This window comes from Actinomyces howellii (assembly GCF_900637165.1).
In the GTDB taxonomy this organism is placed as follows: Bacteria; Actinomycetota; Actinomycetes; order Actinomycetales; family Actinomycetaceae; genus Actinomyces; species Actinomyces howellii.
Window position 1 is genome coordinate 1,150,858 of the sequence record NZ_LR134350.1, and the last position, 19,947, is coordinate 1,170,804.

Here is a 19,947-nt window from a genome sequence, read left to right on the forward strand (position 1 = left end):
TCAGGACGCCGCGATCTCGGCGGCGCGGCGCTCGAGGTCCTCGATGCCACCGATGTTGAAGAAGGCCTGCTCGGGCAGGTGGTCGTAGTCGCCGTCGGCGATCCGCCGGAAGGCCTCGACCGTCTCGCTCAACGGCACCGTGGAGCCGGGCACGCCCGTGAACTTCTCGGCCATGTAGGTGTTCTGGCTCAGGAACTGCTCGATCCGCCGGGCCCGGTTGACCGTGACCTTGTCCTCCTCGCTCAGCTCGTCGACGCCCAGGATCGCGATGATGTCCTGGAGCTCCTTGTTCTTCTGGAGGATGGACTTCACGCGGGTGGCGACGTCGTAGTGCTCCTGGCCGACGTACTGGGGGGCGAGCAGGCGCGAGGTCGAGGCCAGCGGGTCCACCGCCGGGTAGATGCCGCGCGAGGCGATCTCGCGGGACAGCTCGGTGGTCGCGTCGAGGTGGGCGAAGGTCGTCGCGGGCGCCGGGTCGGTGTAGTCGTCGGCGGGCACGTAGATCGCCTGGAGGGAGGTGATCGAGTGGCCGCCGGCCGAGGTGATGCGCTCCTGGAGCTGGCCCATCTCGTCGGCGAGGTTGGGCTGGTATCCCACCGCCGAGGGCATGCGTCCCAGGAGGGTGGAGACCTCGGAGCCGGCCTGGGTGAAACGGAAGATGTTGTCGATGAACAGCAGCACGTCCTGGTGCTGGACGTCGCGGAAGTACTCGGCCATCGTCAGGGCGCTCAGGGCCACCCGCAGCCGCGTGCCCGGAGGCTCGTCCATCTGGCCGAAGACGAGGGCGGTCTTGTCGAACACGCCCGCCTCCTCCATCTCGACGATGAGGTCGTTGCCCTCACGGGTGCGCTCACCCACACCGGCGAACACCGACACGCCGCCGTGGTTCTGGGCCACCCGCTGGATCATCTCCTGGATGAGGACCGTCTTGCCGACGCCGGCGCCGCCGAACAGGCCGATCTTGCCTCCCTGGACGTAGGGAGTGAGCAGGTCGATGACCTTGATGCCGGTCTCGAACATCTGCTCCTTGGACTCGAGCTGGTCGAAGGCCGGCGGCTGGCGGTGGATGGGCCAGCGCTCGGAGACCTCGAGGGCCTCGCCCTCCTTGAGGTTGAGCACCTCCCCGGTGACGTTGAAGACGTGCCCCTTGGTCACGTCCCCCACCGGGACCGTGATGGGGCTGCCGGTGTCGCGCACCCGGGAGCCGCGCACGAGGCCGTCGGTGGGCTTGAGCGAGATCGTGCGCACGATGTTGTCGCCGAGGTGCTGGGCCACCTCGAGGGTGATCTCGTGGGAGTCCTCCCGCCCGCCGGTTCCCTCGATGGTCACCTTGAGGGCGTTGTACATCGCGGGGATCGCGTCCGGCGGGAACTCGACGTCGACGACGGCGCCGATGATCCGGGTGATGCGCCCCGTTCCCTGGGTGGTGGTGTCAGCCATGATGCGTTCTTCCGTGTCCGTGTGGGCCGGTGCCGGTGGGCCCCGGGGTGTGTGCGTGGTCGGTTGCGGCGGGCCTACTGCGAGCCCAGCGCGTCGGCCCCCGAGACGATCTCGGTGATCTCCTGGGTGATGTCGCTCTGCCGCGCGGCGTTGGCCAGGCGGGTGTAGGTCGTGATGAGGTCCTCGGCGTTGTCGGTGGCGGTGTGCATCGCCTGCTGCCGGCTGGCCAGCTCGGAGGCGGCGGCCTGGAGCAGGGCGTTGCGGATCCTGGAGCGGACGTAGCGGATGAGCAGCGCGTCGAGGACCGCGTCGGCGTCGGGCTCGAACTCGTAGACCGGCTGGACGGCCGTCGTGTCGAGGCCCGCACGCAGCTGGTCGGCCGCGATGTCGTCGCGGACCAGCTCCCCGGGTCCCTCGACGTCGACGACCGTCAGCGGCAGCATCCTGCGGACCTCGGGCACCTGGGAGACCATGGAGACGTACCGGGTGAACACGACGTGCACCTCGGCCACCCCGCCGGCGGAGACCGGGGAGAGGAAGTACTCGAGGAGGGTGGCCGCCACGGCCTCGATGGAGGCGTCGGTGGGGCGGTCGGACTCCCCGGTCCAGGAGTACTCCACGCGCCGGCCCCGGAAGGCGAAGTACGCGGCCGCGCGGCGCCCGAAGGTGAAGATGACCGGCTCCTTGCCCTCCTCGACGAGCTGGGCCAGGAGCTTCTCGGACTCGCGCAGGATCGTGGCCGAGTAGGCACCCGCCATGCCGCGGTCCGAGGTGACGATGAGCACCGCGACGCGGGAGGTGTCGGTGCGCTCGCGGGTGACCGGGTGGTCGAGGTGGCCGTAGGTGCCCACCGCGGCCACCGCCTGGCTCAGGGCGTGGTCGTAGGGTCCCGCCCCCTGGGCGTGGCGGCGCGCCGCACCGATCCGGGAGGAGGCGATGAGCTCCATCGCCTTGAAGACCTTCTGGAGGGTCTGGGTGGATCGGATGCGCTGCTTGTAGACGCGCTGGTTGCCTGCCACGTCAGCCCCTCGTGACGACGATCTGCTCGTGGGTGCGCTCGGCGGTGGTCTCCTCCTCGGCCAGCTCGACCTCGCCCGAGAGCATCCTGCCGCCGGCCAGGTAGGTCGTGCGGAAGGCCTCCACCGCCGAGCGCAGGGCGGCCTCGGTGTCCTCGGTCAGGGTGCCGGTCGAGGCGATGGCGGTGAGGACCTCGGTGTTGCGGCGCAGGTGGTCGAGGAGAGCGGCCTCGAAGGGCAGGACCTCGGAGACCTCGAGGTCGTCGAGGTAGCCCTGCGTGCCCGTCCACACGGCGGCCACCTGCTCCTGGACGGGGTAGGGCGTGAACTGGGGCTGCTTGAGCAGCTCCATGAGCCTCTCGCCTCGGGTCAGCTGGGCGCGGGTCGTGGCGTCCAGGTCGGAGGCGAACATCGCGAAGGCCTGCATCGAGCGGTACTGGGCGAGGGTGATCTTGAGGGTTCCCGCCACCTGCTTCATCGCCTTGATCTGCGCGGCCCCACCGACACGGGACACCGAGATGCCCACGTCGACGGCGGGCCGCTGGTCGGCGTTGAACAGGTCCGACTGGAGGAAGATCTGGCCGTCGGTGATCGAGATGACGTTGGTGGGGATGTAGGCCGACACGTCGTTGGCCTTCGTCTCGATGATCGGCAGGCCGGTCATCGATCCTGCACCGAGCTCGTCGGAGAGCTTGGCGCAGCGCTCGAGCAGGCGCGAGTGGAGGTAGAAGACGTCGCCGGGGTAGGCCTCACGCCCCGGGGGCCGGCGCAGGAGGAGGGAGACGGCACGGTAGGCCTCGGCCTGCTTAGACAGGTCGTCGAAGACGACGAGCACGTGCTTGCCCGCGTACATCCAGTGCTGTCCGATGGCCGAGCCGGTGTAGGGCGACAGGTACTTGAAGCCCGCGGGGTCGGAGGCCGGGGAGGCGACGATCGTCGTGTATTCCAGGGCGCCGCGCTCCTCGAGCACCGCCCGCACGGCGGCGATGGTCGAGCCCTTCTGCCCGGTGGCCACGTAGATGCAGCGGACCTGCTTGTCGGGGTCGCCGGTCTCCCAGGCCGCCTTCTGGTTGAGGATCGTGTCGAGGGCGATGGCCGTCTTGCCGGTCTTGCGGTCACCGATGATGAGCTGGCGCTGGCCGCGCCCGATCGGGATCATCGAGTCGATGGCCTTGAGCCCGGTCTGGAGGGGCTCGTGGACGGACTTGCGGGCCATGACGCCGGGGGCCTGGAGCTCAAGGGCCCGACGCCCCTCGGCGGGGATCTCGCCCAGGCCGTCGATCGGACGACCCAGGGGGTCGACGACCCTGCCGAGGTAGCCGTCGCCGACGGGCACCGACAGGACCTCCCCGGTGCGGCGCACCGTCTGGCCCTCGTCGATCCCCGCGAAGTCGCCCAGGACGACGACGCCGATCTGGCGCTCGTCGAGGTTCATCGCCAGGCCCGAGGTGCCGTCCTCGAAGGTGAGCAGCTCGTTGGCCATGACACCGGGCAGGCCCTCGACGTGGGCGATGCCGTCAGCGGCGAAGACGACGTGCCCGACCTCCTCGGCGGCCACCTGTGCGGGCTTGTAGGACGCGACGAACTCGTCCAGGGCGGAGCGGATGTCCTCCGGCCTGATGGTCAGCTCAGCCATCTGTCGTCTCCTTCGCTTCGTTGTGGCGGTCCCAGCCTGGGGCTCCCGCCGCGGTGTGGTGGGTCGTGGGGCGGGTCTAGCCCGCCAGGGCGCTGCGCACCGCCTCGAGGCGGTGGCGCACCGTGGAGTCGATGACCTGGTCCTGGACGACGACCTTGAGGCCGCCGATGACCTGGGGGTCGAGCGTGGCGTTGATCTCGACGTCCGTGCCCAGACGGGCCACGAGCAGGGCGCGCAGCCGGCCGAGCTGGACGTCGGACAGCGGGACAGCCGACACGACGTCGGCCACGACACGGTCCTGGAGCCGTGCGGCGAGCTCGGCGACCCGACGCAGGTTGCGCGGGACGCCGCCCTCAGCGCGGTGCCTCACGCACCACACGACCAGGCTCATCGTCGAGGAGGTCAGGTGCGCGCCGAAGACCTGCTGCGCGAGGCGCACGCGGTCCCGGCCGCGGGAGCGCCGCGAGGGCTCGAGCGCCCTGCGCAGCTCACGGTCGTGCTCGAGCGCGGCGCTCACCCCGAAGATCTCCTGCTCGACCTGCTCGAGGGTGCCCGCCGAGCGGGCACCGGTGAGGATGGCCTCGATGCCCAGGTCGTGAAGGGCCGAGATGAGGTCGACCGGGGCGGACCACCGCCCCCGGACCAGCGCCTGGAGCAGCTCGACGACCCGGTCGTCGACGCGTCCGTGGAAGAGGCGGTGCGCGAGATCGGCCTTGTCCTGGCCCGGACGACCGGGGTCGGTCAGCGGGGCGCTGAGCGAGCCGACCGCGACCTGGTGGGCCACGGCGAGGATCTGCTCACCGAGATCGAGTCCCTCGGGGCCCGCGAGGTCGAGGACGGGCTCCCAGGCCCGCGCGGCTGCCGCCCGGCTGGCGGCGGATCCCGTGTTCACCCTCGCCCCCGGGCGGACCTCACCGTGACCGCCTCGGCAGGAGCCTGCTCGAGCTCGTCGAGGAAGCGGTCGATGACCCGGGCCGACAGCTCGGTGTCGGCGAGCTGGGCCCCGATGATCCGCTCGGCGAGCTCGCTGGCCAGGAGGCCGACGTCGCTGCGCAGGGAGATCTGCGCGGCCTGCTTGTCGGCGCGGATCTGGCGCTCAGCGGCCTCCATGGCGCGGGAGGCCTCGCCCGAGGCGGCCTGGCGCGCCTCGGCGATGATCGCCTTGGCCTCGACCTGCGCGTTCTCGCGGATCCTGGCCGCCTCGAGACGGGCGTCCTCGACGAGCCGGGCAGCCTTGAGCTCGGCGTCCTTCTGGTCGCCCTTGGCCTTGTCGGCCAGGGCCAGGCCCTCCTCGATCCGCCGGGTGCGCTCGTCGAGCACGGCGTTGAAGCGCGGCAGGGCGTACTTGATGAGGACGACGGCGATGATGACGAAGCAGACCGTCCCCCACACGAGGTCGGCCAGCTGCGGGATGAACAGGAAGATGCCCTCCGGTGTCGAGGCGGCGGGCATCACCGCGGCGCCCACGGACATGGGACCCGTCCTCAGAAGGCGAAGCCGGCGGCGAAGCCGAGCAGGCCCAGGGCCTCGATGAGGGCGGCGCCGATGAACATGTTCGTGCGCAGGGCGCCGGCGACCTCGGGCTGGCGCGCGGTTCCCTCCTGGGTCTTGGCGACGAGAAGGCCGATGCCGATCGCAGGACCGAGGGTGGCCAGGCCGTATCCGATCGTGGCGATGTTGCCGGTCATGAGGTTCTCCTTGTGGGGGTCGGCGGCGCCGCGTGCACGGGGCCGGGTCGGTGGGGACGGTCACGGGAGCCGGCAGGTACCGGGCTCCCTGGCGGGCTCAGTGCATGTGCACCGAGGAGTCGATGTAGACGGCGGTGAGCAGGGCGAAGATATAGGCCTGGAGCGCGGCGACGAAGGCCTCGAACAGGACGAAGGCCAGTCCGGCAGCGAGCGTGACGACGCCGATGGCCTTGAACTCGGCGGAGGCGTAGAAGAACAGCGCGTTGGTGGCCACGAAGCACAGCACGAGCAGGAGGTGGCCGGAGATCATGTTGGCCATGAGTCGGATGGTCAGGGTCAGGGGGCGCAGGACGAAGGTCGACAGCAGCTCGATGGGGATGATGAGCGGGTAGAGGAAGACCGGCACCCCCGTGGGGATGAGGCTGCCCTGGACGAATCGCAGGGGGCCGTGCGCCCGCACGCCGGCGTAGACGAAGGCCGCGTAGGCCACGACGGCGAAGACCAGCGGCATGCCCACCACCCCGGTCGAGGCGATCTGGAGACCCGGGATGATCCCGGAGATGTTGAGGAAGAAGACCCCGAGGAAGATCGTCGTGAGGATCGGTGCGAAGCGGCGGCCGTGGACAGGGCCCAGGATCTCCTCGGCGATGTTGGTACGCACGAAGTCGAGGATCATCTCCAGGGCGTTCTGGAACCGGCCGGGGACGATCCGGGCCCGGGCGGCTCCGATGCCGAAGACGAGGACGAGGACCACGGTCATGATGATGCGGACCATCATGACGCGGTTGACCTCGAAGGGGCTGCCCAGGAGGGCGAAGGCCGGCGGGAAGAAGTCGTCGATGGAGGGTGGGTGGAACCCGCCCTCGGAGGACGCCGACGACGCCGGGACGAGGGACGACAGGCGTGCCGTCAGGGACGCGCTCGCGATCACCGGACCTCCTTGAGATGACGTAGGACGACGTGGGACACGGGCAGGACGGGACAGGACGCTCCTGGAGACCGCAGGGCGGCCCGGACCTCCGTGGGCTCGGGACACCATACGACGGGGGAGCCGGTGGCGCGTGACGACACCGAGCCCCGTGTCGAGCTTCGGCGCGCTGCGTCCGCAGCACACCGGTGCAGGTGGACAGCGTAGCGCACAGGATGTGTCGCCGCGGCGCCTCAGGACTCCTCGGAGCCGCCCGGGGGCTCGACGGTCAGGGCCCGACCGCGGGCCAGGACGAGGATCTCGGTGACGGTCACGGGCAGGAGGACGAGGGCGAGGGTGGCGAGGAACCAGCCCGGGCTGAGGCTGTCCTTGCGGGGACCGGCCAGGACGACGACACCGACCATCGTGATGATCTTGCCGAGGAAGGAGAGCATGACCCCGCCGGTGGCCAGGAGCGGGTGACGGTCCCAGGGGTAGGCCAGGGCCGCCACGGTGATGGCGGTCATGAGGGTGCCGGCGCCGGTCCCCCACCGGGCACCGCTCAGGGCCGAGCCCCCGGCGAGGACCCCTGCGGCCAGACCGGCCAGGACGGTCACGGCACCGACGACCGCGACGCGGGCTGCGGCGCGCCTGAAGACGGCTGTGTGGGTCTCGTAGGTCATCGACGGGCTCCCTTGGCGTGTCGGGCGCCCGAGCGGGTCACCCAGCCCCGCAGCCCGGGCATGAGGTCGACCGTGGCGGCGACCGCCGCCACGACGGCCGTCGTCGCCCCCACGAGGACGTAGTGCAGGGGGAAGAAGGCCATCGCGGCCATCGAGAAGGCTGCGACGGCGGCCCACAGGTACATGACGAGCACGGCGCGACGGTGGGAGTTGCCTGCGTCGAGGAGCCGGTGGTGCATGTGCATGCGGTCAGCGTGGAAGGGGCTGTGCCCGGCCCTGACCCGGCGCACGATGACCTGGATCATGTCGGCCAGCGGCAGGAGGAGGACGGCCAGGGGGATGAGCACGGGCAGGAAGACCGGGATCGCCCGGGAGCCGCCGATGCTCCCGGGGTCGATCTGCCCGGTGACGATGATGGTGCCCGCCGCCGAGACCAGGCCCAGCTGCATCGAGCCCGAGTCACCCATGAAGATCGTCGCCGGGTGGAAGTTGTGGGGCAGGAACCCCAGGCATATCCCGATGAGGGCGGCCATGACCGTGGCGGCCAGCGAGGTGTAGGACTGCGGGGAGGTGGTGCGGGTCAGGACGTAGACGTAGAGGAAGAAGGCGGTGGCGCCGATGCCGATGACGCCGGCGGCCAGGCCGTCGAGCCCGTCGATCCAGTTGACGGCGTTGATGGCGGCCAGGACGACGACGACGGTGGTCACCAGCGACAGCCGTGACGAGCCGATCGTGACCCCTCCGACCGGGAAGGTGATGAGCTGGACGCCCTGCCAGGCCATGACGACGGCGGCCAGGGCCTGACCGGCGAGCTTGGTCATCCAGTCCAGCTCCCACAGGTCGTCGACGACGCCGAGCACGCAGACGAGCCCGGCCCCCAGCACGACCGCCCAGGCGGAGGAGTCGATGACGTCGGACAGGTACGGCACGCGGGAGGCGACGCAGATCGCCGTGGCCAGGCCCAGGAACATGGCCACCCCTCCCAGCCGGGGGATGGGGGTGGTGTGGACGTCCCGGGACCGGACGGGGGTCAGGGCGTTGGACACGAGCGCGACGTGGCGCACGATCGGCACCGAGACGTAGGTGACGGCGGCTGCGACGAGCAGGACCATGAGATAGACCTTCACCGGGCCGCCTCCGCCGGGCGCGCACCGGCCGGGCCCGCCCCGGGCAGGGGGGCGCCGAGGACCCTCTCGAGCGCACCGGCCGCCACGACCCCCTCGCGCAGGAGGCGGGGGGCGTCGTCGCGCTCGCCTGCCAGCGACACGATGGTCGAGGGGACCGGGCCGGGGGTCGGCCCGCCGTCGAGGACGAGGATGTCGCCCCCCGGCTCGGCGCGGCGCCCGAAGGCCGCGGCGGCCTGGTGGGCGTCGGTGGCCGGAGGCATGCCGGTGCGGTTGGCGCTCGTGACGGCCATGGGCCCGGTCCGGCTCAGCAGGTCCCGAGCCAGGGGGTGGTCGGGCACGCGCACGGCCACCGTCCCACCTGTGTCTCCCAGGTCCCAGTCCACGCCCTCGGCCAGGGGCAGGACGAGGGTGAGGCCGCCGGGCCAGAAGGCGTCGGCCAGGTCGCGCGCTGCCGCGGGGACCTGCGCGACGAGCCCGGTGAGGTCCTCCATCGAGGCGATGAGCACCGGCGGGGGCATCTGCCTGCCGCGCCCCTTGGCGGCCAGCAGCCGGGCGATGGCCGCGCCGTCTGCGGCGGTCGTGCCGATGCCGTAGACGGTGTCGGTGGGGAGCAGGAGGAGACCGCCGTCGCGGACGTGGGCGACGGCGCGGTCCGGCTCGTCACCGCGGGCGGCGCCGGGCAGGGGGGCTGGGGAGAGCCGATGGGGCTGGTCGGTCACGACCCCCATCCTCGCACGGATCCTCCCTGCCCCGGTGCGGAGCGTGACGTAACTACTTCGACACCGAATCGCGACTCGACAGTGTCCCAGGGTGTCCCAGCCGTCGTTAGCCTGCCGTGGTGATGGATCCCCGTCCTCGCCCAGGTTCCCTTTCCCTTTCCGTTGGTCCCCGCCGCCCCGACCGCCGTCGTCGGCGGCGGGGACCAGCACGGACGACCCTCCTGCTCCTGGCCGCCCTGGCCTGCCTGAGCACCGTTCTCGTGCCGGTGCGGGCGGTGGCGGCCAGCTCGGTCGACCTCATCGTCCAGCTCAACGTACCCGCCACCGCCGGGGCGGGGTCGGCCTTCGAGGCGACGATCACGATCACGAACCGGGGCGCCGAGACCGCCACCGACGTCGGCCTGTCCCTTGTCATGGACGCCGGGACGGCCTCGATCGCGGCCACCGCCGGCACGGCGACGGGAGGGGCGAGCCCGGCTGAGCAGCTGACCGTCTCGGGGACGAGTGTGACCGGCACTATCCCCAGCCTGCCTCCTCTGGGCACGGTCACGGTCGTCGTGACCGGCCGCTACCCGGTGACCTCCTCGGCGGCCTTCGAGGCCGCCGCGACGGTGGGGCCTGCGGACACGGAGATCGACCCCTCGACGAACACGGTCACCCAGAACACCGCTCTCGATCGGTCCGCCTCGGTGTCGGTGTCCAAGACCCAGGACCTGAGCACCGTCGCCTCCGGGCAGACCCGCACCTACACCGTCACCTACACCAACACCGGAACCACCGACATCACCGGGCTGACGGTCCGCGATCAATACAACCTTGGGACCAACGCGACCCGGATCGAGTCCTCGGTGTCCTGCGCCCCCTCCTCCACCGCCCCCTGCCCCACCTGGGCCAACGGCACCACCCAGTCAAACACCAACACCACATTCATCTACCCGTTCAACAACCCCGTCAACCTGCCCGCGGGCACCAGCCTCGTGCTCACCGTCCCTGGAGTGCTGGGTGTTTTTCGGACTGTGTGTTTCGGTGTGTCAGGCCGCTTGTCTGCGGCCTAGGTGCTCGCCTTCGACCTCGTTGGGGGTGCGGTAGCCGAGGGTCGAGTGGAGACGTGTCTGATTGTATGTCAGCTCAATCCATGAGGCAATGTCGTTCACTGCGTTCCTACGTGTAGGGTACACCATGCGGTGGACCCTCTCGTTCTTAAGAGTCGCGTTGAATGACTCCGCCCAAGCATTGTCCCAGCACACCCCGGTGCGCCCGACGGACAGCCGTATGCCTGGAGTGCTGGGTGTTTTTCGGACTGTGTGTTTCGGTGTGTCAGGCCGCTTGTCTGCGGCCTAGGTGCTCGCCTTCGACCTCGTTGGGGGTGCGGTAGCCGAGGGTCGAGTGGAGACGTGTCTGATTGTATGTCAGCTCAATCCATGAGGCAATGTCGTTCACTGCGTTCCTACGTGTAGGGTACACCATGCGGTGGACCCTCTCGTTCTTAAGAGTCGCGTTGAATGACTCCGCCCAGGCATTGTCCCAGCACACCCCGGTGCGCCCGACGGACAGCCGTATGCCATACTTCCTCAGGTGGTCGGAGAACTGCTGAGAGGTGTACTGGCTGCCTCTGTCGGAGTGGAATATGGTTACCCCTCTCTTGTGGGGGCACCTGCGTACCGCCATGTCGATAGCGTCACAGACCAGGTCGGTGCGCATGTGGTCGGCCATCGCGTAACCGACTATCTTCCTCGTGCAGCAGTCCAGCACCGTTGCGAGATACACGAACCCAGCCCACGTGCGGATACAGGTGATGTCACCTACCCATTTGATTCCGGGTTTCTCGGCCGTGAAGTCACGGCGCACGAGGTCGGGACGCTCGCCCAGGTCACGGGCCGGGACGGTGGTACGGACCTTCCGGCGCGGTTGCGCGGCTCTCAGGCCCTGGGCGCGCATGACCGCACGCACAGTGTCCTGGCAGGTTGACACGCCTTGACGTCGCAGGGCTGCCGCGATGCGCCGGTACCCGTAGGCGCCGTGGGAGGCCTCGAACTCGGCCCGCACAAGAACCGCCAGCTCCTCCCGTCTCCTGACACGACTCGACTCAGCCCGCTCGCGCCAGGAGTAGTACCCGGACCTGGACACCCCGGCCCAGCGGCACATGGAGACAACAGGATACCTGCCTTCCTCGCGGCCCAGAGCCTGTACTTGTCGCTCACCGCTGTTCCTGCGCGAAGAAGGCCGCCGCTTTTTTCAGGAACTCGTTCTCCTGGCGCAGCTCGCAGTTCTCCGCCCTGAGCCTGGCTATCTGCGCGGACTCTGCGACCGCTTCACTTTCCTCCTGGCTGGAGTGCTCCTTCCTGTACCTCGCGACCCAGTTCCCCACCGTCTGGGGCACCAGGTCGTAGGAGGCCGCGACCGACGCGATCGTCCGGTCCTTCACAGGCGACCTCACGCACAACCTGCGCCTTGAACTCGTCCGAGTACTTCACCCTTGACATGGCTCCATCCTATCGAATCAGAAGAGAGACGAAAATCTCCCCTGTCCGAGAAACGCCACCCACCCCATCCCCGTCACCGCCACCCTCGGCTGCCTGCCCACCGGCTCCACCTCCAGCAACAACACCGCCTACGCGTTTCCACCCACCGGAATCCAGCTCAACCCCGCCAACCCCTCAGCCCGAGTCACCGGCACCCTGACCACAACCGTCTGCCCCACCGCCTCGGTGTCGGTGTCCAAGACCCAGGACCTGAGCACCGTCGCCTCCGGGCAGACCCGCACCTACACCGTCACCTACACCAACACCGGAACCACCGACATCACCGGGCTGACGGTCCGCGATCAATACAACCTTGGGACCAACGCGACCCGGATCGAGTCCTCGGTGTCCTGCGCCCCCTCCTCCACCGCCCCCTGCCCCACCTGGGCCAACGGCACCACCCAGTCAAACACCAACACCACATTCATCTACCCGTTCAACAACCCCGTCAACCTGCCCGCGGGCACCAGCCTCGTGCTCACCGTCCCCGTCACCGCCACCCTCGGCTGCCTGCCCACCGGCTCCACCTCCAGCAACAACACCGCCTACGCGTTTCCACCCACCGGAATCCAGCTCAACCCCGCCAACCCCTCAGCCCGAGTCACCGGCACCCTGACCACAACCGTCTGCCCCACCGCCTCGGTGTCGGTGTCCAAGACCCAGGACCTGAGCACCGTCGCCTCCGGGCAGACCCGCACCTACACCGTCACCTACACCAACACCGGAACCACCGACATCACCGGGCTGACGGTCCGCGATCAATACAACCTTGGGACCAACGCGACCCGGATCGAGTCCTCGGTGTCCTGCGCCCCCTCCTCCACCGCCCCCTGCCCCACCTGGGCCAACGGCACCACCCAGTCAAACACCAACACCACATTCATCTACCCGTTCAACAACCCCGTCAACCTGCCCGCGGGCACCAGCCTCGTGCTCACCGTCCCCGTCACCGCCACCCTCGGCTGCCTGCCCACCGGCTCCACCTCCAGCAACAACACCGCCTACGCGTTTCCACCCACCGGAATCCAGCTCAACCCCGCCAACCCCTCAGCCCGAGTCACCGGCACCCTGACCACAACCGTCTGCCCCACCGCCTCGGTGTCGGTGTCCAAGACCCAGGACCTGAGCACCGTCGCCTCCGGGCAGACCCGCACCTACACCGTCACCTACACCAACACCGGAACCACCGACATCACCGGGCTGACGGTCCGCGATCAATACAACCTTGGGACCAACGCGACCCGGATCGAGTCCTCGGTGTCCTGCGCCCCCTCCTCCACCGCCCCCTGCCCCACCTGGGCCAACGGCACCACCCAGTCAAACACCAACACCACATTCATCTACCCGTTCAACAACCCCGTCAACCTGCCCGCGGGCACCAGCCTCGTGCTCACCGTCCCCGTCACCGCCACCCTCGGCTGCCTGCCCACCGGCTCCACCTCCAGCAACAACACCGCCTACGCGTTTCCACCCACCGGAATCCAGCTCAACCCCGCCAACCCCTCAGCCCGAGTCACCGGCACCCTGACCACAACCGTCTGCCCCACCGCCTCGGTGTCGGTGTCCAAGACCCAGGACCTGAGCACCGTCGCCTCCGGGCAGACCCGCACCTACACCGTCACCTACACCAACACCGGAACCACCGACATCACCGGGCTGACGGTCCGCGATCAATACAACCTTGGGACCAACGCGACCCGGATCGAGTCCTCGGTGTCCTGCGCCCCCTCCTCCACCGCCCCCTGCCCCACCTGGGCCAACGGCACCACCCAGTCAAACACCAACACCACATTCATCTACCCGTTCAACAACCCCGTCAACCTGCCCGCGGGCACCAGCCTCGTGCTCACCGTCCCCGTCACCGCCACCCTCGGCTGCCTGCCCACCGGCTCCACCTCCAGCAACAACACCGCCTACGCGTTTCCACCCACCGGAATCCAGCTCAACCCCGCCAACCCCTCAGCCCGAGTCACCGGCACCCTGCGCACGACGGACATCACGACCGTGACTCGGGTGTCAACGAGCTCGCCTGAGCCGGGCGAGGAGCTGACCGTGTCCTCGGAGATCTCCAACGGATGTGGTGCGACGACCAACGTCCCGGTCACGATCACCCTTCCCAAGGCCGGCTTCACCGTCCCCGACGGGGCCACCCCGGTGTGCACGGCCTCCGGGGGCGCGACCTGCCCGACGGACCTCGTCTACGACCCCACGAGCCACACGGTGACCGGGACGGTGACCTCCGTGCCCTCCGGCGGCTCGGTCGTCATCTCCCTGACGGGCCGGGCGGGGGTCATCCAGTCCTTCGGCTCCTCGCAGCTCGTGACGACGAGCGCCCCGGACCCCTGGGACCTCACGCCCTCGACGAACACGTCCTCGACGACCTACGCCTATCGCAACACCCGCACCGACGTCACGGTGATCCACCGGGTCGAGGGCCTTCCCGCCACCGGGGCGCCCGAGGAGATGACCTTCACCGGGACCCTCACCTGCCAGGCCTCGGGCACCCACTCGGTGTCGGTCACCATCCCCGTCGGCTCGACCGAGGCCCGCACGACCGTGCCCGCCACCGTGTGGCTCAAGGACAGCTGCTCGATCAGCGTCGAGCACCCCGAGGCGCCGGCGGGCCTGTCCTGGGTATCGGGTACCCCGGCGATCCTGACCGAGGACACCGGGGGGGGGTGAGCGGCCCGGTGGAGCGGAGCTACACCTGGGTGCTCACCGACCAGCCGGCGGGCTTCCCCGTCGTCCCGCCCCTGCCCCTGACCGGGGGGACCGCGGCGGACACCCTCACCGTCGTGGGGACGGGCCTGGTCTTCCTCTCCCTCGTCCTGGCGGCGCTGCGCCGCCGCGCCCCCCGGACCCGACGCTGAGGAACCGGGAGCGCGTCGGGACAGCCGCGGAACAGCGACGGAGTGGCCCCAGCACGCCGGCCCCGATTAGCCGACGGCGAGGGCGACCACCCAGGCGGTGGCCGCCACGAGGCAGCCGCCGAGCTCGAGGACGATGGCCAGCCCCTGGGCCTTGACCGCCTCCCAGGCGGCGGCCCGGGCGGCAGGCTCCTGCCCCAGGCGCTGGAGCTCCCACAGGTAGACCCCGAGGGTGAAGCCCAGGGGCAGGCCGATGACCGGGACGGCGAAGAAGCCGAGGACGCCGACCACCCCGCCCACGAGCAGGGACCTGCCCGGCACCCCGGCACGGGTGAGCCGGCGCCCCACGAGGACGTACTTGCCGAACCCCGTCACGACGATCGCGACCGCTGCGACCGCGAGGGCCACCCAGGCGGCGGTGCCCCCGGTCAGGACCGCCCAGGCCGCGACCGCGGCCAGGACGAGCAGGGGTCCGGGGTAGACCTGGGTGAGGGCGCCGCCCAGCCCGATGAGGATGACCAGTGCGACGACGACGTTGAGCGCGATCTCCACGGTCCAAGGCTCCCACACCGGCCTCTCGTCATGCGCCCGGACGGTCGGGACCGGGAGTCGGGAGTCCTTACACGATGCGCCGCGCCGCCGCCCACCGGGTCAGCTCGTTGCGGTTGGACAGCTGGAGCTTGCGCAGGACGGCCGAGACGTGGGTCTCGACGGTCTTGACCGAGATGAACAGCTCGGAGGCGCACTCCTTGTACGTGTAACCGCGGGCGATGAGCCGCATGACCTCACGCTCCCGGGAGGACAGGCGGTCGAGCTCGGAGTCGGCCACGGCGACCTCCCCCGCACCGGCACCGAAGGCGTCGAGGACGAAGCCGGCCAGGCGCGGGGAGAAGGCCGCGTCCCCCGCGGCCACCCGCCGCACGGCCTGAGCGAGGTCCTCGGTGGAGATCGCCTTGGTCACGTAGCCGCGAGCGCCGGCCCGGATGACCCCCACGACGTCCTCGGAGGCGTCGGAGACCGACAGCGCCAGGAACCGGGTCCCCGGGACGTCGCGGCAGGCGCGGACGACCTCGGCCCCTCCCCCGCCGTCGCCGCCGGGGAGGCGGACGTCGAGCAGGACGACGTCGGGGGTCAGGGCGTGGACCGCCGCCACGGCGCCCTCGACGTCGTCGGCCTCGGCCACGACGCGCAGGTCCGGGGCGTGAGCGGTCAGCTCGGCGCGCACCCCGGCGCGTACGAGGGCGTGGTCGTCGACCACGATGAGGTTGAGCGGCTCGCTCATCGTTCTGTCATCTCGTTCATCTCTCGTGTCCTGCGTGTGCCCATGGTCCTCGGGTGCTCTCGTCCTGCGCCCCCTCAGGGGCCCGCCGGTTGCGGGCCCGTGGGGGCGGGCAGGGCCAGGTGGACCTCCGTGCCCCGCTCGAGGCGCCGGAGGCGGGCGGCCCCGCCGTGACGCTCCATGCGCCCGACGATCGACTCACGCACCCCGTGCCGGTCGGGGGCGACCTCGTCGAGGACGAAGCCCGGACCGCGGTCACGCACGAAGACCTCAAGGCGCTCGGGGGTGATCTCGGCGTAGACCGACACGGGGGCGGCGCCGTGCCGCACCGCGTTGGACAGGGCCTCGCGGGCGGCCGCGACGATGACCTCGGTGGCGCGGTCCGGGGCACGGTCGCCCACGACGACGAGGTCGATGGGCACCCCGTGGAGGTCCTCGATCTCACCGACGAGGTCGCGCATGGCGTCCCCGACCGAGGTCCCCGCGGCGGGGCGGTCGGTGTAGAGCCAGGCGCGCAGCTCACGCTCCTGGGAGCGAGCCAGACGGGCGACGGTCTCGGGCTCGTTGGCCCTCCTGCGGATGAGGGTGAGGGTCTGGAGGACCGAGTCGTGGAGGTGGGCGGCGATGTCGGCGCGCTCGGCCTCGCGCGCCTCGGCCGCCCGCGTCGCGGCAAGGGCCTGGTTGGTGCGCAGCCACAGGGGCGCCAGGACCAGCCCGATCCCGGCCACGAGGGCGCCGCCGACCAGCGCTCCGGCGACGAGGTTCCTCAGGGAGGTGTCGGTGCCGATCCACGCGAGGATCCCCAGGGCGGACAGGAAGACGCCCACCGCGAGTCGGACCATCGCCGCGCGGTCGCGGCTCGGGCCGGTGACGGCCTCGACCTGGGACCAGGCCAGGGCGGCCCCGGCCACGACCACCATGGCGGGCAGGAACCACCCCGATCCCCCCAGCAGCCCGTGGCGCCACAGGACGACCGCACCGGCTGCCAGGAGGAGGCAGACCCCGAGGACGACGAGCTGGCGCCGGGGGGAGGCGGAGCCCTCCCGAGCGCCGGCGTCCTGGACGCCCAGACGCCCCGCCAGCCGGGCGCGCGCCGCAGGGAGGTCTCCGGCGCCCTCGGCCCACGGGTCACCGACGGGGACGAGCAGCCACAGCAGGAGGTAGAGCAGGGCCCCGCAGCCGCCCAGGGCACTGGTCAGCACCAGGACGATGCGCACGGTGGTGACCGGGACCCCCAGGTGGGCGGCCAGGCCCGCGCTCACTCCGGCCAGGACCCTGCCTGACGGGAGCGCGGTCCCGTCGGGGCGCGTGCGCGGGGGGCGGCGCAGCGGCAGCCGTGGCCCGCCGGAGTGACCAGTGGGTCCGGCGGCTGGCACGGGCGTCACGGGGGTCATGAGGCAATCGTGGCACGCAGCGGGCCTGCCGCGCGGTCCTCAGGGCCGCAACCAGGGTCGGTCGAGGCCGATGTGGGGGACCGTTCAGGGCATTCCCCGATCCTGGGAGGGGCACCAGGAGAGGACGATAGTGCCATGCACGACTCGACGAACGACTCATCCGGCCCCCCATCCGACTCCTCCCCCAACGGGACCGCCCCGCAGCGGCCCAACGAGGGTGAGCAGGCACGTTCGCACCAGCCTCCGCCAGAGGCCGCCGGCCAGGCCCCGCGCTGGCAGGGCACCGCGGGTCCACCTCCGGGTACTCCGCCCCCCGGCTGGCAGGGATCCCCCCGCCCAGGCCCCATGGAGGGGTTCTTCGCCTCCGTGCGCCGCACGGGCATGGTGCGCACCGACCAGCGCTGGGCCGGGGGCGTGGCGGGCGGCACGGCTCGCCGGCTCGGGGTCGACCCGGTGCTCGTGCGCTGCGTGTGGGTCGTCCTCACGCTCCTGACGGGCCTGGGCCTCGTGCTCTACGGCATCGGCTGGGCTCTTCTCCCCGATGAGAGGGACGGGCGCATCCACCTCGAGCAGGCCCTCGTCGGGGACGTCGACGCCGGCCTGGCGGGGGCGATCGCCTCGGTCGTCGCCGGGGTCGCCCTGCTGGACGGGATCATCCTGCCGGGCCTGCCCTTCGTCGTGTGGGACGGCGACGGCCTCGCCGACGCGTTCTGGGCGGTGGCGTGGACCGGCGCGCTCATCGGTCTCGTGCTCTGGCTCATCGCGGGCCGGCGCTCCCGCAGGACACCCCCCGGCGGGCCCACGCCGGCAGGTCCCCCCTCCCCTGGCGTCCCGGGCGTCCAGCCCCAGGCTCCGTCAGCGCGACCTGCACCGGGTTGGCAGCAGGCCGCCTGGGCGGAGGGCGCCGCGGCGGCGCGCGCCGCGGGTCCGTCGTGGGCACCGGCCCAGCCCGGTCCGTACCCTGCCGGGCCCTCCTCGCCCTACGTGTCGACCCGGCCGGTGCCCGTCGTCGGTCCGCAGTACCCCGGCCCGATCCCGCCGCAGCCCCGGGTCCCGGGGCCGGGGCGGACCGTCAGCCTCGTCGTGTGCGGGCTCATCCTGCTCGGTGTCGCGGCCCTGTGGCTGGCTGACGCGCGCGACCTCGTGCACCCCGCCGTCGCCGTCTTCCTGTGCGTGGCTGGCGTCACCGCGCTGCTCGGCCTGGGCGTGCTCGTCTCGGGGCTGCGCGGCCGTCGAGGCGGGTGGATGACCGGCTGGGGATGGGCTGCCGCGGCCCTGTGCCTGCCGATGATCCTCGTCGGGACGCTCTTCCCCCCCAGCACGCTGCCCTCCACCGTGCGCGCGGGGTCGACGACGCTGACCTGGCAGGACATCTCCGCCGAGCTGACGAGCTCCCCGTCCGGACAGGCGGTCGTCGAGCTCGAGGACTACGCGGCGGGCGACATCACCATCGACCTCACCGACATGCCGGACCAGGCCCTGAGCACCGACAGGACGGTGCGCCTGCGGGTGGGGGCGGGGACTGTCAGGGTCGTCACCGCCCCGAGCCGGCCGGTCACCGTCGAGGCCTCAGTCAACGCAGGAGAGGTCACCAGCGCGGTGGGACAGGGGTGGTCCCTCAACGGGGTGCCCGTGGAGACCGCGCGCACAACCGTCCCGTGGACCCAGGGGTGGACCGTGGACGGCGAGAGGGTGACCTGGTACGACACCGCGATCCAGGGCACGAACACGACGGCGCGTCTGTCGACCCCGGCGGCCCAGGACGCCGCGGCAGGGCTGACCGTCAGCGCCGAGCTCGGTGCCGGTGAGGTGGAGGTCGAGGCCCGGCAGGACGCCGTCGTGTGGGAGGGCAACGCCACCGAGGACGTCTGGGTCGTCGAGGGATGGACCGACACGACCGGGCGGTGGACCGAGGCCGCGGACGGCATGGCCGTCCCGGGGCTGACCCACCGTGCTGTCAGCAGCGGCGCCGCTGAGCAGTGCCTCGAGCGCGCGGGGGTCGTCGATGACGTCGACCCTGAGGAGGACCGGGAGCTGTCCCTGACCTCCGGGCAGCGCACGAGCTACGACGCGTGCCTCGAGGAGGTCCTGGCCGACGGGCGGGGCGTGTCGGACCGGGGCGCCTCGGCGACACCCGGGGCCACCGAGACCCCGACGCCGTCCCCGGCCTCCCCGACCCCCCAGGCGCCCGCCCCGAGCGAGACCGCCCAGACGCCCTCACCCGCCGCGACCAGCTGAGACCCCAGGAGGACCCCACCATGACACCGACTCACGACACCGACACCACCGAGATCGGGCCCCGCGCCGAGGGGACCGACCCCGAGGCGGGCCTCGCCGACGAGATCCACCGGGACAGGCCGGTCGCCTCGGCCGACCGGGTGTGGAGCGCCTCGAGCCTCGAGAACGAGCCGACCGACGACCCGCGGCGCGGGCCCCGCCGTGGGACCGTGACCTGGGGGGTCGTGCTGTGCCTCATCGCCGGGCTGCTCGCGGCGGTTGGTCTGGGCCTGCACGTCGACATCGTGGCCCTGGGCATCATCGTCCTGGCCGGCGCCGGGATCGCGCTGCTCGCCATGGCGCTGGTTCCCTCCAAGCGGACGCAGGGCTGAGCCGACCACAGGTGCGCGGCCCGGGGCGACAAGCCCCGGGCCGCGCATCTGTGCGCTCCG

The 19,947-nt window shown here is 71.2% G+C and carries 18 protein-coding genes and 2 pseudogenes; 5 read left to right on the forward strand and 15 right to left on the reverse strand.

Annotation, left to right across the window (positions count from 1 at the left end):
• The 10 genes from atpD to EL245_RS04890 form a co-directional block, all read right to left on the reverse strand.
• Positions 1–1,440, reverse strand: a complete 1,440-nt coding sequence (gene atpD / locus EL245_RS04845; protein WP_126382146.1) for a F0F1 ATP synthase subunit beta — start codon at positions 1,438–1,440, stop codon at positions 1–3.
• 74 nt (positions 1,441–1,514) lie between these two features.
• Entirely contained in the window at positions 1,515–2,459 is a 945-nt protein-coding gene (locus tag EL245_RS04850) for a F0F1 ATP synthase subunit gamma (RefSeq protein WP_126382147.1), read from the reverse strand.
• 1 nt (position 2,460) lies between these two features.
• Complete coding sequence (atpA, locus tag EL245_RS04855) at positions 2,461–4,092, reverse strand: F0F1 ATP synthase subunit alpha (RefSeq protein ID WP_126382148.1); 1,632 nt, start codon at positions 4,090–4,092, stop codon at positions 2,461–2,463.
• A 76-nt stretch (positions 4,093–4,168) separates the two neighbouring features.
• Positions 4,169–4,984 (reverse strand): ATP synthase F1 subunit delta, encoded by an 816-nt coding sequence (gene atpH, locus EL245_RS04860; RefSeq protein WP_126382149.1) that lies wholly within the window; start codon positions 4,982–4,984, stop codon positions 4,169–4,171.
• Positions 4,981–5,565 carry a F0F1 ATP synthase subunit B gene (locus EL245_RS04865; RefSeq protein ID WP_126382150.1) on the reverse strand — a complete coding sequence of 195 codons (585 nt, stop codon included), beginning with the start codon at positions 5,563–5,565 and terminating at the stop codon, positions 4,981–4,983. Before EL245_RS04865 ends, atpH begins: the two co-directional genes overlap by 4 nt.
• An 11-nt stretch (positions 5,566–5,576) precedes the next feature.
• Entirely contained in the window at positions 5,577–5,780 is a 204-nt protein-coding gene (gene atpE, locus EL245_RS04870; protein WP_126382151.1) for an ATP synthase F0 subunit C, read from the reverse strand.
• Between the two features lie 97 nt (positions 5,781–5,877).
• On the reverse strand, positions 5,878–6,711 hold the full coding sequence (gene atpB, locus EL245_RS04875) for a F0F1 ATP synthase subunit A (protein ID WP_232009879.1): 834 nt from the start codon (positions 6,709–6,711) through the stop codon (positions 5,878–5,880).
• Between the two features lie 230 nt (positions 6,712–6,941).
• Entirely contained in the window at positions 6,942–7,370 is a 429-nt protein-coding gene (locus tag EL245_RS04880; RefSeq protein ID WP_232009880.1) for a hypothetical protein, read from the reverse strand.
• Complete coding sequence (locus EL245_RS04885; protein WP_126382152.1) at positions 7,367–8,497, reverse strand: MraY family glycosyltransferase; 1,131 nt, start codon at positions 8,495–8,497, stop codon at positions 7,367–7,369. Before EL245_RS04885 ends, EL245_RS04880 begins: the two co-directional genes overlap by 4 nt.
• Positions 8,494–9,225, reverse strand: coding sequence for an L-threonylcarbamoyladenylate synthase (locus tag EL245_RS04890; RefSeq protein WP_126382153.1), 732 nt, complete (start codon positions 9,223–9,225; stop codon positions 8,494–8,496). The genes EL245_RS04885 and EL245_RS04890 overlap by 4 nt, the downstream gene beginning before the upstream one ends.
• A gap of 113 nt (positions 9,226–9,338) precedes the next feature.
• On the opposite strand from EL245_RS04890, the gene EL245_RS04895 reads away from it, so the two are divergent.
• Positions 9,339–10,271: a DUF11 domain-containing protein gene (locus EL245_RS04895; protein ID WP_232009925.1), complete on the forward strand. Its 933-nt coding sequence runs from the start codon at positions 9,339–9,341 to the stop codon at positions 10,269–10,271.
• On the opposite strand, the pseudogene EL245_RS04900 reads toward EL245_RS04895, so the two are convergent.
• Positions 10,248–10,493: pseudogene (locus tag EL245_RS04900) on the reverse strand (integrase core domain-containing protein); the annotation flags it as partial. The gene EL245_RS04895 and the pseudogene EL245_RS04900 sit on opposite strands and share 24 nt — an antisense overlap.
• Positions 10,494–10,533: 40 nt before the next feature.
• Positions 10,534–11,699: pseudogene (locus EL245_RS04905) on the reverse strand (IS3 family transposase).
• A 231-nt stretch (positions 11,700–11,930) separates the two neighbouring features.
• Here EL245_RS04905 and EL245_RS04910 point away from each other — a divergent pair.
• Positions 11,931–14,420, forward strand: a complete 2,490-nt coding sequence (locus EL245_RS04910) for a DUF11 domain-containing protein (RefSeq protein WP_126382156.1) — start codon at positions 11,931–11,933, stop codon at positions 14,418–14,420.
• Positions 14,417–14,608, forward strand: coding sequence for an LPXTG cell wall anchor domain-containing protein (locus EL245_RS04915; RefSeq protein WP_126382157.1), 192 nt, complete (start codon positions 14,417–14,419; stop codon positions 14,606–14,608). Before EL245_RS04910 ends, EL245_RS04915 begins: the two co-directional genes overlap by 4 nt.
• Positions 14,609–14,674: 66 nt before the next feature.
• Here EL245_RS04915 and EL245_RS04920 read toward each other — a convergent pair whose 3' ends face one another.
• From EL245_RS04920 to EL245_RS04930, 3 genes are all read right to left on the reverse strand, one after another.
• Positions 14,675–15,157: a DUF456 family protein gene (locus tag EL245_RS04920; protein WP_126382158.1), complete on the reverse strand. Its 483-nt coding sequence runs from the start codon at positions 15,155–15,157 to the stop codon at positions 14,675–14,677.
• Between the two features lie 67 nt (positions 15,158–15,224).
• Complete coding sequence (locus tag EL245_RS04925) at positions 15,225–15,887, reverse strand: response regulator (RefSeq protein WP_126382159.1); 663 nt, start codon at positions 15,885–15,887, stop codon at positions 15,225–15,227.
• A gap of 74 nt (positions 15,888–15,961) precedes the next feature.
• The gene (locus EL245_RS04930; RefSeq protein WP_126382160.1) at positions 15,962–17,278 is read right to left on the reverse strand and encodes an ATP-binding protein; all 1,317 of its coding nucleotides are present in this window, start codon (positions 17,276–17,278) and stop codon (positions 15,962–15,964) included.
• A 345-nt stretch (positions 17,279–17,623) separates the two neighbouring features.
• On the opposite strand from EL245_RS04930, the gene EL245_RS04935 reads away from it, so the two are divergent.
• Positions 17,624–19,516, forward strand: a complete 1,893-nt coding sequence (locus tag EL245_RS04935; protein ID WP_161512730.1) for a PspC domain-containing protein — start codon at positions 17,624–17,626, stop codon at positions 19,514–19,516.
• Positions 19,517–19,536: 20 nt separating this feature from the next.
• Positions 19,537–19,887: a hypothetical protein gene (locus tag EL245_RS04940; protein ID WP_126382162.1), complete on the forward strand. Its 351-nt coding sequence runs from the start codon at positions 19,537–19,539 to the stop codon at positions 19,885–19,887.
• Positions 19,888–19,947 lie beyond the last annotated feature (60 nt).